The organism is Microbacterium sp. H1-D42 (assembly GCF_022637555.1).
GTDB lineage: Bacteria > Actinomycetota > Actinomycetes > Actinomycetales > Microbacteriaceae > Microbacterium.
The window spans coordinates 565,482-579,382 of sequence record NZ_CP093342.1 but is presented as its reverse complement, the minus strand read 5'-3'; the positions used below and the strand labels follow the sequence as shown (position 1 = coordinate 579,382).

Here is a 13,901-nt window from a genome sequence, read left to right as displayed (position 1 = left end):
TGATAGGGGCTGGACCCGAGAATGCGCTCGACGCCGCGGGCCTGCGTCAGCGCGCAGGGATGGCCTGCAGTTGAGAGACACTGTAGGGGGTCAGCGCGTCGCCATCGGTCGAGGTCGGCGCGAATCCAACGTCAGTCTGACTGAATATGCCCGCCGGACCACCGGTCGTGTAAAAGCCGGGACGCTCGGCGAGCATGCTGTCGCTGAGCATCAGAAGGTACGTTTCACCTTCTTTGAGAAGTTGATAGGGCGTCTCCCACCCCTTGCCACCAAGCTGCATCACAGTGACGGTCACTCCGGTCCTGATCTGCGTAACAGAGGAATCAGTCAGCTTCGCTGCGAGCCCCTTTGGCGCGTAGCTTGTCTCGACCTTCACTTCCGAGAACGTGGTCGGAGCCATATCGCCATCAAGCTGCGTCTCGGACTGTGACACTACTGTGCCGGTGACCATCGCGTTACTCGACTCGATGACGGCTTCGTTTGACGAGTAGATCTCATGCCTGGCGCCCTCCAGACTCTTCTCTGATGGCGCGCAGCCGATCAGCGCGGAGGCCAGCACTGTTCCAACAAGAGCAGGCACCAAGCGCCGAATCAGCCTCGTATTCATGATGTTCTCCTTACCGCTAGTAAATCGCGTTCATGCCCTTTTTGTCGTCGTCCTGCGGGGTGTAGAAGCCGTTGGTGTTGTACACGCACGCCGGGCACTTGTACATCATCTGTTTATTGCTGGTCACGTGGTTCAGTCCGAGCGTGTGCCCGAACTCATGTACAGCAATAGCCCTCAGCTTGTTGACGGCCATGCCAGTTGTGTAATGAGTGTTGAACCACCACTCGGCCGAGATGGTGACGTTCAGGATCGGGCAGTTCCACACTGCGTAGCCGTCATATCCATCTGCTCCCTTATTCTTGGAAGATGCCTTGAGGTTGGAGGAGTAGGACATGGTCATGTTCACGTCGGTTGACGAGCTCCAGGAAGCGGCCGCCGCATTCGCCGCCGTGGCGTAGTTCCCGGTAACCGCTCGATTCCACGTCACTGGATTGTTCGGCCAGTAGCAGCCGGTCTTCACGTACGCCATTGCTGGCGCTGGGAACAAAATGACTGTGAGAAACAACAATGCTGTTGCGATGAGGGCGATGCCTCGAGATTGCCCGCGCCTGCGTGTCGATATCTCCATCTCAGATCACCAATCCACTTCATTTTGCACTGGGCCAGGACCGAACGCCCCTCTGTTGGGCATAGATACTGGCCGCAATGGAGACCGGTGTCAATAGAGGACATTCGCTTGCCAGGTCGCCGCCGTTCTGGTCGTCGTAGCGGATCAGGGGCGCGAGCATCCGCTCACTATGCTCCTGCAGACGGTGATCGTCGCCGAGCTCGGTGACCAGCCGGGTCAGCGGACGGTCGTCGACGCGCCGCACCTCGCCGGTGCCGAGCCGCGCCGCCAGCGGCCCGCAGCAATGGCAGGCTGCTGCTGGCGGCGTTCATGCGGGGGAGGGCCGCCGGGTCGCGCGGAAGCCGAGCCCCGGCGCCGGTGTAGGAGCTCTCCTTGCTTTCCATCGGGGTATCGGTCAGGGTAAGTCGCACAGCAGGACGATGTGGTCCCGCCCGATGAAGGAGTCCAGATGAAGCTGCCGTATTTCAGACGGGCACTCGCCCTCATCTTCGCGCCGGTACTCGCGTCCACCACCGTGCCCGCGAATGCCGCTGGACGTCAGCGCAGTCCACGCACAACCTGATCTACACGACGTCCTGAATATGACGAGCACGGTGCGGAAGATGCGCATCGCCCTGGCGTGCACGATGATCGGGATGACGACCCTGCTCGCATCGTGCTCCTCGGCAGGAGTGGCAGACTCGCGCGAAGCCGGGATCCCCGAAGGTGTGGAGGTCCCGGAATTCGACACTGACCCCCGACGGTGTTCGCGTTCAATGACGGTTCAGTGAAGGTCGTCACGTATGGCAGCGGTAGCTGCCCGGCGACGGCGACAGCGATCGAGAACGATGGCTCGCTTCTCGTCATCGTGTTCGAGGTCGATGCGGCGGGCCCGTGCACCGCGGACATGGCGCCGACCACGCACTCGTTCTCAGCTGAGCACGTCGGCGAGGTGATCCCCGACAAGGCCGTGGTGGTGTTCCCCGAGATCAACGAAGAGCACGTCGTCGACATCATCCGGGGCTAATCCGTATCCGCGGAGAAGCCCTCATCGGCCACCCTCGGGCCGTCCCGTTGACGACTCTCACCGCGCTTGGTCTCAAGGCGATTGCATGGCGCCGCTGGGGCGGGTCGACCTCGGTTCAGACCCGGCGTCACCCCGCCAGGGCCAGCAGCGCCAGGTGCAGGGCGGCGAGGGTCTCGCCGTCGTCGAGGTCGGCGTCCAGCAGATCTGCGATCAGCGCGAGCCGCTGGTAGAACACCGACCGCGACAGGTGCGAAGCCCCGGCGGCTGCCGTGCGATTGCCGGGATGCGCGACCACCGCGCGCAGCACCCGCACCAGGTCACCGCCGTACTGCTCGTCGTAGCGGATCAGCGGTGCCAGCATCCGCTCACTGTGCTCCTGCAGCCGGTGGTCGTCGCCGAGCTCGGTGACCAGCCGGGTCAGCGGACGGTCATCGACGCGGCGCACCTCGCCGGCACCGAGTCGCGCCGCCAGCAGTCGCGCGGGGCGCATGGATGCCAGCAGCTCCGCCACCGACGACGCCGGCGCCCCGATCGCGAGCCCGGCCGGCAGCCCTTCGGCGGCCCGTGACAATTCGTCCGGCGTGAGCTCCCGAGCCGACGACACGACGATCACGCCGTCGCCGTCGAAGACGGCCCCGAGCGCCCTGACGTCAGCATCCGACGATGTCAGCGAGCCGACAACCGCGGCCACCGCCGCGGCCTCTACCCGCTCGGCGACCAGCACACTCAGCATCCGGCCACGCAATGGCAGCCCCGCAGCCTCGATCCGAGCCGACACGTCGTCGACGCCGGTGTGCCGCCCGCCGGCGATCGCCTCGACGATCTCACGCGCCGGCAGCGCGGCCCACGCCGCCGGACCGTCCGCGAGCCGCGCCAGTGCCAAAGTGGTCGCTGCGGTCTCGAGCACGGTCATCACCCCGGCCGGATGCGCCGCTCCCGGCAGCGCGACAAGCGTGCCCCAGCGCACGCCGCGCGCCTGCACCGGCACGGCGAGCAGTTCGGCGTCGGCTCGCGATCGCGCGGCCCAGCCGTTCAGAACATCGGATGCCACGGCATCGCGCGCATCGGCGGTGACCACCTCGCGGCCCGGCGTCTCGAGCACCACCGGCGCCCCGAGCACCCGAGCGGTCTCACGTACCACCGTGTCGGCCGGCGCCCCGCGCAGGCTGAGCTCGGTGAACAGCTCGTGCAGCCGTTGGCGCTCCTGCAGCGCCTCCAACTGCCCAGCGATGATCTGCCGATGGACGGCCTCGGTGACCGAGACGAACTTCACCACGCGCTCGAGCGCGATCAACGCGAGCCCGCGCGCGCGGCACGCGGCGACCAGTGCCGGCGGGGCGACGGCGAAACGGTTGCCCAGCTCGACGACGATCCCGGCCACTCCGGCATCGGCCAGGCTGTTCGCCATGGCGCGCAGGGCGGCATCCGATCCCGACCACCCCGCGGCGGTCGTCAGCAGCAGCTCACCGCCCTCGAGCAGGTCGGCCACCTGATCACTGTCCGAGACATGGGCCCAGCGCACCGGGACGTCGAGTGCGTCCCCGCCGACGAGCACCTCAGGACCGCCGCGGCGGACCGCCTCGACCTGCAGCACGTCGCGCACCGAAGGCAGCGCGACAGCATCCGGACGATCTGTATGGATCGCGCTCAAGTCCTGACGATCTGCGGGCACCAACCCATCCTCGCCTCTGTCAGCATTGGAATCAAGCCGCCCGGTCATTGTGTGCGGCACCCCACCAGAACTCGATGAGGAGCAATCCCGTGACCATCATTCGTCACTTCATCGGCGGCGCAGACGCCGGCGAGACCACCCGCACCCTGCCGGTCTACAACCCCGCAACGGGTGAGGCGCACCGTCAGGTCGCCGCCGCCTCCGCCGCCGAGGTCGAGCAGGCCATCGCCACCGCGAAGGCCGCCGCGGCCGACTGGCGCCAGTCCACCCTCATCAAGCGCGCTGACGTGTTCTTCCGGCTGCGCCAGATCCTCGCCGAGCGCACGGATGAGCTCGCCGCGATCGTCACCAGCGAGCACGGCAAGGTGCTCTCGGATGCTGCCGGCGAGGTCTCGCGCGGCATCGAGAACGTCGAGTTCGCCGCGGGCCTGCTGCACCACCTCAAGGGCGAGCGGGCAGAGCAGGTCTCGCGCGGCGTCGACGTGCACTCCGTCAAGCAGCCGGTCGGCGTGGTCGCATGCATCACCCCGTTCAACTTCCCCGTGATGGTTCCGCTCTGGATGGTCGCCTCGGCCATCGCGTGCGGCAACACCGTCGTGCTCAAGCCCAGCGAGAAGGACCCGTCGGCCGCGATCTGGCTGGCCAAGGCGTTCCAGGATGCGGGCCTGCCCGACGGCGTGCTCAACGTCGTCAACGGCGACAAGGTCGCCGTCGACACCCTGCTCGACTCGAAGGACATCGGCGCGGTCAGCTTCGTCGGCTCCACCCCGATCGCGAAGTCGATCTACTCCCGCGCATCGGCGAACGGCAAGCGCGTGCAGGCACTCGGCGGGGCGAAGAACCACATGGTCGTCATGCCTGACGCCGACCTCGAGGGCGCCGCAGCGGCTGCGATCTCGGCCGCATACGGTTCGGCCGGCGAGCGCTGCATGGCCGTCTCGGTGCTGGTCGCTGTCGGCGACATCGCCGATGACCTCGTCGAGGGCATCCGCTCGCGCATCGGCGACCTGCGCATCGGCGCCGGCACCGACCCGTCGAGCGAGATGGGACCGCTGATCACCCGCGAGCACCGCGACAAGGTCAACTCCTACGTCGCCGGCGCCGCTGCCGAGGGTGCGACGGTCATCGTCGACGGCACGCAGAAGACGTTCGAGGGCGACGGGTTCTTCACCGGCGTCACGCTGCTCGACAACGTCACGACCGACATGAAGGTCTACCAGGACGAGATCTTCGGCCCGGTTCTGACCGTGGTCAGAGTCGAGAGCTACACCGAGGCCGTCGAGCTGATCAACGCCAACCACTTCGGCAACGGCACCGCGATCTTCACCCGCGACGGCGGCACCGCCCGCCAGTACGAGTACGACATCGAGGTCGGCATGGTCGGCGTGAACGTGCCGATCCCCGTGCCCGTCGGCGCCTTCTCGTTCGGCGGCTGGAAGGACTCGCTGTTCGGCGACTCGCACATCTACGGCCCCGAGTCGATCAACTTCTACACGCGCTCCAAGGTCGTCACCACCCGCTGGCCCGACCACACCCCCGCCCAGATCGACCTCGGCTTCCCGAGCAACCACTGAGCCCCGAAACTCGGAAAGGAATCGACATGGCACAGTTCACCGACCGTCACGGCGCGCAGCACGCGCTTCCGGCGCCGGATGCTGAAGCGCAGGTGCGTGCGGACGACCGCAACCACGTGTTCCACTCCTGGAGCGCACAGGGTCTCATCGACCCGCTGCCCGTCGCCGCCGGCGAGGGCGCGACGTTCTGGGACTACGAGGGCAAGGACTACCTCGACTTCTCGAGCCAGCTGGTCAACCTGAACCTCGGTCACCAGCATCCGGATCTCGTCGCGGCCATCCAGCATCAGGCAGGCCGTCTCGCGACGATCCAGCCGGCCATCGCGAACGACGTGCGCGGCGAGCTCGCCCGTCTGATCGCCGAGGTCGCACCCGACGGGCTGAACAAGGTGTTCTTCACCAACGGCGGCGCCGACGCCAACGAGTACGCCGTGCGCATGGCCCGCCAGGTGACCGGCCGCCGCAAGGTGCTCTCGATGTACCGCAGCTACCACGGTTCGACTGCCACCGCGATCTCGCTCACCGGCGACCCGCGGCGCTGGGCGACCGAGGTCAGCGACGCGGGAGCGGTGCGGTTCTTCGGCCCGTATCTGTACCGCTCGGCATTCCACTCCGAAACCATCGAGCAGGAGTCGCAGCGCGCCCTCGAGCACCTCGAGCAGACCATCCTGCTGGAGGGCCCCGCCACGATCGCGGCGATCATCATCGAGACGATCGTCGGCACCAACGGCGTGCTCGTGCCGCCGCCCGGATATCTGCAGGGCGTGCGCGACCTGTGCGACAAGCACGGCATCGTGTACATCGCCGACGAGGTCATGGTCGGCTTCGGCCGGCTCGGCGAATGGTTCGGCATCGACGCCTTCGATGCGAAGCCCGACCTGATCACCTTCGCGAAGGGCGTGAACTCGGGGTACGTTCCGCTCGGCGGCGTCGTGATCTCGGATGCCATCGCCGAGCGCTTCGACAAGGTCGCGTTCCCGGGTGGGCTCACCTACTCCGGGCATCCGCTGGCCTGCGCTGCCGGCGTGGCGACGTTCGAGGTGTTCCGTCGCGACGGAATTCTCGAGCGCGTGCGCGACCTCTCCTCGCGCGTCGTCGAGCCGACGCTGCGCGCGTGGACTGAGAAGCACCCCAGCGTCGGCGAGGTCCGCGGGCAGGGCCTGTTCTGGGCCGTGGAGCTGGTGCGCGATCGCGAGACGCGCGAGCCGCTGGTGCCGTTCAACGCGTCTGGGGCGGATGCTGCGCCGATGGGCGCGTTCACCGCTGCCGCGAAGAAGGGCGGCGTCTGGCCGTTCACGCACTTCAACCGCATGCACGTCGCGCCTCCGCTGATCATCAGCGAGGACGACCTGGTGCGCGGTCTGACGGTGCTCGACGAGGCGCTGACCGTGGCGGACGAATACACGACTGCCTGAGCCGAAGCCGCTGACCGAACCCGCTCCCGTATGAGTTTCTGTCGCCTGATCGCGGGATCAGCGACAGAAACTCATACGGGAGCATCGTGGTTTCGGAGCGCCTCCGCCCGGCTCACACCACCGGCACCGGCACCGAGTCGATGAGCAGGCGGGTGTACGGATGCTGCGGATCGGCCAGCAGCTGTGCCGTGGCGCCCCGCTCGACGATCTCGCCCTTGCTCATCACGATGGTCTGCTCGCACACCTTGCGCACGACGGCCAGGTCGTGGCTGATGAACAGCAGCGTGAGGCCCTGCCTGCGGCGGATGTCGGCGACCAGATCGAGCACCTGCGCCTGCACCGAGACATCAAGGGCGCTGGTCGCCTCATCCATCACCAGCAGGTCGGGCTCGATGGCCAGCGCACGGGCGATCGCGACGCGCTGTCGCTGGCCGCCCGAGAGCGTCTTGGGCCGCGCCTTCAGGTGCTCCTCACCGAGGCCGACCGACGTCAGCAGCTCGAGGGCACGAGCCCGCGCCGCGGCGCCGTCAAGACCCTGGTGCAGCTTCAGCACGTCTTCGATGGCGCGCCCGGCAGGGATCCGCGGGTCAAGCGACAGGTACGGATCCTGGAACACCATCTGCACGCTCTTTGCCCGCGCCAGTCGCTCGACCTTGTTGCGCGGCGGCGTCGTGGCATCCTGTCCGCCGATGCGGATGTCGCCGGTGTCGGCTCCTTCGAGGCCGACGATCATGCGGGCGAGCGTCGACTTGCCAGACCCGGACTCCCCCACGACGGCAAGCGCGCCGCCGACCGGGATCGTCAGCTCAGCATCCACCACGGCCCGCACCTGATGGCCGCCGCGGATGCTGTACGTCTTCGACACTCCGGTGACGGTGACCATGGCATCCGAATCGGCGGCGGCACCGCCCGTCGCGCCGCCCTCGCCGTGCAGGCGCGGCGTCGCCGCGACCAAGCGGCGGGTGTAGGCGTTCTGCGGGTTGACCAGCACCTCGCGCGCCGGTCCCTCTTCGACCACGACGCCGTCCTTCATCACGACGAGGCGATCGCACAGCGAGCCGGCGAGGTTCAGATCGTGCGTGATGAAGAGCATCCCCATCCCGCGCTGCGCGCACTGCTCGCGCAGCACCTGCACGATCTCGGCCTGCGTCGTGACGTCCAGCGCCGTGGTCGGCTCGTCGCAGACGAGCAGCCGCGGCTCGGTGGTCAGCGCCCCTGCGATCATGACGCGCTGCAGCATTCCGCCGGAGAGCTCGTAGGGATGCTGGTCGAGGTGCGCGGCCGGCGACGGCAGCCGCACGGCGGTCAGCAGGTCTTCGGCGCGCTTGCGCGCGGCGCTCTTCTTCCAGGCCGACTTGCCGGGCGCTGGAGCGAGCCGCAGCCCCTCGGTGACGTGGTCGCCGACGGTGCGCATGGGGTTGATCCCGGCGCGCGGATCCTGGAAGACCATCGCGGCATCAGAGCGTCGGATGCCCTGCAGCACCACTCCGCCGTCGAGCGGCGACTGGCCGTCTACCGTCACGCTGCCGCCGATGACGGCCCCGTCGGGCATGAGCCCGAGCACCGTACGCGCAGTGAGCGACTTGCCAGAGCCGGACTCGCCGACCAGGCCGACGGTCTCGCCGGCGGCGACCGTGAGGCTGATGCCGTCGAGCAGTCTCGTGCCGTTCGGCAGGTCGAGGGTGAGATCGTCGATGTCAAGAAGAATGGTCATGCCGGGATCTCCCCTCCGATGCGGTCTGACAGCTCTTCGCCGATGATGTTGACGGCCACGACGATGAGCACCACGACCACGGCCGGGGCGATCGCCGGCAGGAACTGGCCGGCGAGGAGGCCGGACTGCGATTCGTTGATCATGGCTCCCCAATCGGCGGTCGGCGGCTGCACGCCGAGCCCGAGGAACGAGAGGCCGGCGAGCTCGGCCAGCACGTAGCCGAAGTTCAGCGTCGATTGCGCACCGACGATCGGCACGACGTTGGGCAGCACTCGGCGCAGCGCGATCCACGGGCCGCTGAAGCCCTGCACCTGGTAGGCGGCGACGTATGGGCGAGTGCGTTCGGCGGCGATCAGGCTGCGGGTGAGGCGCGCCACGAACGGGGCGTAGGCGATGCTCATCGCGATGACCGGGGCGAGCAGGCCCTTGCCGAACAGCGCGACGGCCATGATCGCGATCAGCAGCGACGGGAACGAGAACAGCACGTCGAAGACTCGGCCGAGCACGGCGTCGATCCATCCGCCCCGCCACCCGGCGATGAGGCCGAGCAGGATGCCCAGGATGGTCGAGAAGATGACGACCGCGAGCGGCCCGACCAGGGCCGTGCGGCCGCCCCAGATGATGCGGCTGAGCAGGTCGCGACCGAGCGCATCAGTGCCGAGCCAGTGCGCTGCCGACGGCGGGGCGTAGAAGGCGGAGAAGTCGACGGCATCCGGGTCGTACGGGGCGACCCAGGGCGCGAAGATAGCAGCGAGCGTGACCACTGCGAGCACGATCACGCTGATCGTGAAGAGGAGGTTCGCACGGGCCGCCCTCGGGGCCTTCAGGATGCGAACGGCCAGAGTGGGCGTCGGGGTGGCGGTCATCTGGCACCTGCTCCTGCTGCGGATCGAGGGTCGACCCAGGGTTCGAGGATGTCGACGATCGCGTTCATGACCACGAACGCGGTCACCACGAGAAGCACGATCGCCTGGACGACGGGGAAGTCGAGCCGGTCGACGGACTGCACCAGCAGCGAGCCGATGCCGGCGAGGCCAAAGGCCGCCTCGACGATGGTGCTGGCGACCATGAGGCCGGCGACCAGCACACCCGAGACGGTGAGGATGGGCATCAGCGCGTTGCGCAGCACGTGGCGGCGCAGCACTGTTCCAGAGGCGATGCCACGGCTGGTGGCCACCTCGACGTGCTCGCGGCCGAGTTGTTCGACCATGGCCGAACGGGTCACCTTGCCGACCAGCACGATGAAGACGATGCCAAGCGCGATGGAGGGCAGGATCAGGTGGTAGATGCGATCCCAGAACCCTTCACCCGACCCGAAGGTGGGGAACCAGCCCAGCTGCACGGCGAAGACGGCGATCAGCACGATCGATCCGACGAAGGAGGGGATGGCGCCGAGCACGGTGAGGAAGATCAGAATGGACCGATCCAGTGGCTTGCCATGGTTCAGAGCCGCGATGGCACCGGAGATCAGGCCGACGACAGCGATGATGAGCCCCGCCATGGCGACGAGGGTGAGGGTCACCGGCAGTCGCTCGCCGATCACGACCGAGACGTCCTGGCGGTACTGCAGCGAACGGCCGAAGTCGCCCTGCAGCAGGCCGAGGAGCCAGTTGATGTACTGCTGCCACGGTGGCAGATCCAGCCCGTACTGGGCGGTGATCTCGGCCACCGCCTCGGGCGAGGGCTTGCGCCCTCGGAGCAGGAAGCTGATCGGGTCGCCGGGGACGACGAAGCGTGAGAAGAAGACGAGCAGGGATGCCAGGAAGAGCGTCAGCAGCAGTCCTGCGAGCTTTCCAGCGACGCGTCGGGCGGTCTTCATAACCGGTGACCTCCGTGGAAGACGTGAGAAGAAGCGGTTCGGATGCCGCGGCGCAGGGAGTTCGCCGCGGCATCCGAGATCGGTCAGCGGGCGCCGAGCTGCGCTGCCCACGGGAAGTAGAGGAACATCATCGAGGGCTGTACGCCCGTGATGCGCTCACCCATGAACAGCGAGATCGGTCCCTCGTAGAGGGGCAGCCAGGGCAGCTCGGCGTTCGCGATCTGCTGCGCCTTGGCTGTCAGCGCGCCGCGCTCAGCAGGGTCCATCGTGGTGACGGCCTTGTTCACGGTCTCGTCGAACTCGGGGTTCGACCAGTTGCCGTAGTTGCTGAAGTCGCCGGTGCGCAGCACCGAGTACATCTCGAGGGCGTCCGGGCTGGAGAGGTACCAGACCGTGTAGAACATGTCGACGCCCTCACGCGCGCTCGGGTCCGAGAACAGCGCCGTGTATGCACCCGGGCTGACCGACTCGATCTTCATCTTCAGACCGATGGACTGCGCGGCGGCCGCGGCGGCCTGCGAGATGACCGCGAAGTCGTTGCCGATCGGGGCGGTGACGAAGGTGATCTCCTCACCCTCTACACCGGCCTCGGCGATGAGCTTCTTGGCCTCTTCGAGGTTCTGGTCGTAGTGCGTGATGTCCTCGAACGCGGCCTTGCGGTCAGCATCCGATGCCATGCCCCACACCGACTTCGTGGTGTGCACGTCGGTGACCTCGCCGACACCGCGGGCGGCGGCCTGAAGGACGCCCTCGCGGTCCAGCGCAAGCATCAGCGCCTTGCGGACGCGCACGTCACCGAGCGGGCCATCGAGGTTGCTGATCACGAGCTGGCTCACGGCGGTGCCGGGTCCGAAGAGCACGTCGCCCTTGCCGGAGGCGCGCAGTTGGTCGACAGCTTCGATCGGCAGCATCCACGAGCCATCGACATCACCGGACTTCAGTGCGTTGACGCGCGCGTTGCTGTCGCTCATGAACACGAACTTGACCTCGCCTGACTTGGCGGCCTTGTCCTTGTTCCAGTAGTCGTCGTAGCGGGTGAGGGTGATCGACTCGCCGGACTTCCATTCGCTGAGCGAGAATGGACCGGTGCAGTTCACACCGCCGGTGGAGTTGCCGTAGTCGGCACCCGCCGCAGCGAGGGTGGCGGCCGATTCGATGACGCCGGCCGACCCGCCCATGCCCAGGTTGAACTGCGAGTCGGGGGTGGTCATGTGCACGGTCACCTGCAGGTCGCCGGTCTGCTCGATCGATGCGACGTTCTGGTAGGCCGAGAACCACGACGATCCGACCTCGGGGTTGATGTGCCGGCTCATCGATGCGACCGCGTCAGCGGCGGTCAGCGGGGTGCCGTCGTGGAAGGTGACGCCCTCACGCAGGTTGTAGACCCACGTCATGTCATCGGGCTGCTCGAACGACTCGGCAAGACCGGGGGTCAGCGTGAAGTCCGGGTTGAGCAGCAGCAGCGACTCGCAGACGTTCGCGAGCACCTGGTTGTCGGGATAGTCGAATGCGTAGGCGTAGTCGAGCGAGTACGGCTCGGCATACAGCGCGAAGCTGAACGAGTCGATGTCGCCGCTGGGCGCATCGGTCTTGGTCGTCAGCTCCCACTGCAGTGACTTGCTGTCGTCGCCACCACCCCCGCCGCCATCATCGGCGGCAGGCGTGCAGGCGGCGAGGCCCACTGTGAGCAGGGCAGTCGCGCCGAGGGCGACGACCCGGGACGTGCGTGAAGAGTTCATCAGGACTCCCTGTTGTCAACGGATACGGATACTGCTGGTGCGGGTACTGCTGCGGTGCGTTCGTAGACGCGGGCTCCGCCGATCCAGGTCGAGGAGATCTCGGACTGGTAGAGGTCGGATGCCGGGAGCTGGAACGGATCTGGGGAGATCACGACGAGGTCTGCGAGGTAGCCCTCGCGGATGCTGCCGGTGTCGTGATCGCGGTGGTTCACCCATGCGCTGCCCGACGTATACGCCGCCATGGCGGTGGCGAGGTCGAGACGCTGGTGAGCACCGCCGAGCGGCTCCTGCGTGGAGCCGGGGTACGTGCGATTGACGGCGATGTGGATCGCGTCGAGCGGGGCTGCGCTGGACACCGGCCAGTCGCTGCCTGCGGCCAGCCGCGCGCCTGCGCGCACGAAGTCGCCGAACGGGTACTGCCTGGCCTCCTGGCCGTCCTGCAGGAACGGCAGGGTGAGCTCGTCGAGCTGGTCCTCGTGCGTGGCCCAGAGCGCCTGGAGGTTGGCGACGGCATCGAGATCGGTGAAGCGCGGGATGTCCTCTTCGGCCACGATCTGCAGGTGCGCGAGGTGGTGGCGGCCGTCGGTTGCCCCATTGTGCTCGCGGGCGACGGCGAGGGCATCCAACGCTTCGCGCACGGCACGGTCGCCGAGCGCGTGCATGTGCACCTGCATTCCGGCGGCGTCGAGAGCCGTGACGTACTCGCGCAGCCGCTCGGGATCGATGAAGCTCAGCCCGTGATTGTGGGTGTCGTGGCCGTGACCGTCCCGGTACGGCGTGAGCATGGCGGCGGTCTGGTTCTCGGCGACGCCGTCGACCATGATCTTGGTGGTGCCGACACTCAATCGCCCTGCGGGCTCGAGCGCTGCGACGCGGGCGCGCTCCGCGGTCATGTGCTCGACCTGCTCGATGCCGCCGGTGCGGGTCCACCACTGGGCACCGGTGACGTGCACCTGCAGAGCGCCTTCGGCGAGTGCGCGCTCGTAGGCGGGAAGGGGATCGGCGATCGCCGCTGCGCCCTGACCGACCATGGCGTCCTGCCAGCCGGTGATGCCAAGGGGGACGAGCTCTTCCTGCGCGCGCAGCAGCCCGCGGTAGATGAGCTCGGAGTCGGTCTTGGGGCGGACCTCCTCGAACAGGTCGGCCGCTCCTTCGTGGAAGGTGCCTGCCGGGTACCCGTCTGCCTCGCGCTCGACGCGTCCGTCCTCAGGGTCGGCGGTCGACGCGGTGATCCCCGCCAGCTCGATCGCGGCGGTGGAGGCCCAGGCGCTGTGGTGGTCGCGACTGACAAGCAGCACCAGGCGCCCTGGGACCGCCTCGTCGAGCAGGGTGCGCACCGGCGCGCCACCAGGGTAGTGGTCCATCGACCAGCCGCCGCCGAGGATCCACTCCTCGTCGGGGTTCGCCTCGGCATAGGCGCGCACCATGGCGACGGCGTCTTCGGCGGACTCGGAATCGCTGAGGTTGCACTGCAGCAGCTCGATGCCGCCGCCGACGGCATGGATGTGCGCGTCCTGGAACCCAGGCGCCAGCAGCGCGCCGTCCAGATCCACTCGCTCGGCATCGGGGCCGATGTGCGCATCGATCTCGGTCTCACTGACGAGGGCGGTGATGCGCCCGTCGGTGACCACGACCGCGTGGCCCTGCAGCGGTTCACCTGAGCCGGTGAAGATCGCTCCGCCCTGGAAGACGACTTGGGTCATTCGTCTTGTTTCCTTCCTCGTCGAAGTGGTGGATCGCATAAACGTATGGGACAGTCCACATTGCTGTCAACAGTGTTGACAGCA

Annotated in this window: 11 protein-coding genes; 3 read left to right on the top strand and 8 right to left on the bottom strand. The window is 67.6% G+C overall.

Translation table 11 applies throughout. The annotated features are described in order from the left end of the window. Positions 1 to 46: 46 nt before the first annotated feature. Together MNR00_RS02645 and MNR00_RS02640 are read right to left on the bottom strand one after the other, a co-directional pair. The gene (locus MNR00_RS02645; RefSeq protein WP_241927630.1) at positions 47 to 607 is read right to left on the bottom strand and encodes a hypothetical protein; all 561 of its coding nucleotides are present in this window, start codon (positions 605 to 607) and stop codon (positions 47 to 49) included. Between the two features lie 16 nt (positions 608 to 623). After that, positions 624 to 1,076, bottom strand: a complete 453-nt coding sequence (locus MNR00_RS02640) for a matrixin family metalloprotease (RefSeq protein WP_241927629.1) — start codon at positions 1,074 to 1,076, stop codon at positions 624 to 626. Between the two features lie 865 nt (positions 1,077 to 1,941). Here MNR00_RS02640 and MNR00_RS02635 point away from each other — a divergent pair. Next, positions 1,942 to 2,181, top strand: a complete 240-nt coding sequence (locus MNR00_RS02635) for a hypothetical protein (protein ID WP_241927628.1) — start codon at positions 1,942 to 1,944, stop codon at positions 2,179 to 2,181. Between the two features lie 127 nt (positions 2,182 to 2,308). On the opposite strand, the gene MNR00_RS02630 is transcribed toward MNR00_RS02635, so the two are convergent. Continuing rightward, positions 2,309 to 3,832: a PucR family transcriptional regulator ligand-binding domain-containing protein gene (locus MNR00_RS02630; protein ID WP_347271923.1), complete on the bottom strand. Its 1,524-nt coding sequence runs from the start codon at positions 3,830 to 3,832 to the stop codon at positions 2,309 to 2,311. Between the two features lie 110 nt (positions 3,833 to 3,942). On the opposite strand from MNR00_RS02630, the gene MNR00_RS02625 reads away from it, so the two are divergent. Together MNR00_RS02625 and MNR00_RS02620 are read left to right on the top strand one after the other, a co-directional pair. Further along, positions 3,943 to 5,427 (top strand): CoA-acylating methylmalonate-semialdehyde dehydrogenase, encoded by a 1,485-nt coding sequence (locus MNR00_RS02625; protein WP_241927626.1) that lies wholly within the window; start codon positions 3,943 to 3,945, stop codon positions 5,425 to 5,427. Positions 5,428 to 5,453: 26 nt separating this feature from the next. Continuing rightward, on the top strand, positions 5,454 to 6,842 hold the full coding sequence (locus MNR00_RS02620; RefSeq protein ID WP_241927625.1) for an aspartate aminotransferase family protein: 1,389 nt from the start codon (positions 5,454 to 5,456) through the stop codon (positions 6,840 to 6,842). Positions 6,843 to 6,954: 112 nt separating this feature from the next. On the opposite strand, the gene MNR00_RS02615 is transcribed toward MNR00_RS02620, so the two are convergent. The 5 genes from MNR00_RS02615 to MNR00_RS02595 form a co-directional block, all read right to left on the bottom strand. Further along, positions 6,955 to 8,556 carry an ABC transporter ATP-binding protein gene (locus tag MNR00_RS02615; RefSeq protein ID WP_241927624.1) on the bottom strand — a complete coding sequence of 534 codons (1,602 nt, stop codon included), beginning with the start codon at positions 8,554 to 8,556 and terminating at the stop codon, positions 6,955 to 6,957. After that, complete coding sequence (locus tag MNR00_RS02610; RefSeq protein WP_241927623.1) at positions 8,553 to 9,422, bottom strand: ABC transporter permease; 870 nt, start codon at positions 9,420 to 9,422, stop codon at positions 8,553 to 8,555. Before MNR00_RS02610 ends, MNR00_RS02615 begins: the two co-directional genes overlap by 4 nt. Then, positions 9,419 to 10,375 carry an ABC transporter permease gene (locus MNR00_RS02605; RefSeq protein ID WP_241927622.1) on the bottom strand — a complete coding sequence of 319 codons (957 nt, stop codon included), beginning with the start codon at positions 10,373 to 10,375 and terminating at the stop codon, positions 9,419 to 9,421. The genes MNR00_RS02610 and MNR00_RS02605 overlap by 4 nt, the downstream gene beginning before the upstream one ends. Positions 10,376 to 10,458: 83 nt before the next feature. Next, positions 10,459 to 12,114, bottom strand: a complete 1,656-nt coding sequence (locus MNR00_RS02600) for an ABC transporter substrate-binding protein (RefSeq protein WP_241927621.1) — start codon at positions 12,112 to 12,114, stop codon at positions 10,459 to 10,461. Further along, positions 12,114 to 13,817 carry an amidohydrolase gene (locus tag MNR00_RS02595; protein WP_241927620.1) on the bottom strand — a complete coding sequence of 568 codons (1,704 nt, stop codon included), beginning with the start codon at positions 13,815 to 13,817 and terminating at the stop codon, positions 12,114 to 12,116. The genes MNR00_RS02600 and MNR00_RS02595 overlap by 1 nt, the downstream gene beginning before the upstream one ends. Positions 13,818 to 13,901: the final 84 nt, after the last annotated feature.

Excerpts from the sequence above, each read along its gene's own strand:
- MNR00_RS02645 (WP_241927630.1), bottom strand. The coding sequence starts at position 607 with ATGAATACGAGGCTGATTCGGCGCTTGGTGCCTGCTCTTGTTGGAACA.
- MNR00_RS02640 (WP_241927629.1), bottom strand. The coding sequence starts at position 1,076 with ATGGCGTACGTGAAGACCGGCTGCTACTGGCCGAACAATCCAGTGACG.
- MNR00_RS02620 (WP_241927625.1), top strand. The coding sequence starts at position 5,454 with ATGGCACAGTTCACCGACCGTCACGGCGCGCAGCACGCGCTTCCGGCG.
- MNR00_RS02615 (WP_241927624.1), bottom strand. The coding sequence starts at position 8,556 with ATGACCATTCTTCTTGACATCGACGATCTCACCCTCGACCTGCCGAAC.
- MNR00_RS02610 (WP_241927623.1), bottom strand. The coding sequence starts at position 9,422 with ATGACCGCCACCCCGACGCCCACTCTGGCCGTTCGCATCCTGAAGGCC.
- MNR00_RS02605 (WP_241927622.1), bottom strand. The coding sequence starts at position 10,375 with ATGAAGACCGCCCGACGCGTCGCTGGAAAGCTCGCAGGACTGCTGCTG.
- MNR00_RS02600 (WP_241927621.1), bottom strand. The coding sequence starts at position 12,114 with ATGAACTCTTCACGCACGTCCCGGGTCGTCGCCCTCGGCGCGACTGCC.
- MNR00_RS02595 (WP_241927620.1), bottom strand. The coding sequence starts at position 13,817 with ATGACCCAAGTCGTCTTCCAGGGCGGAGCGATCTTCACCGGCTCAGGT.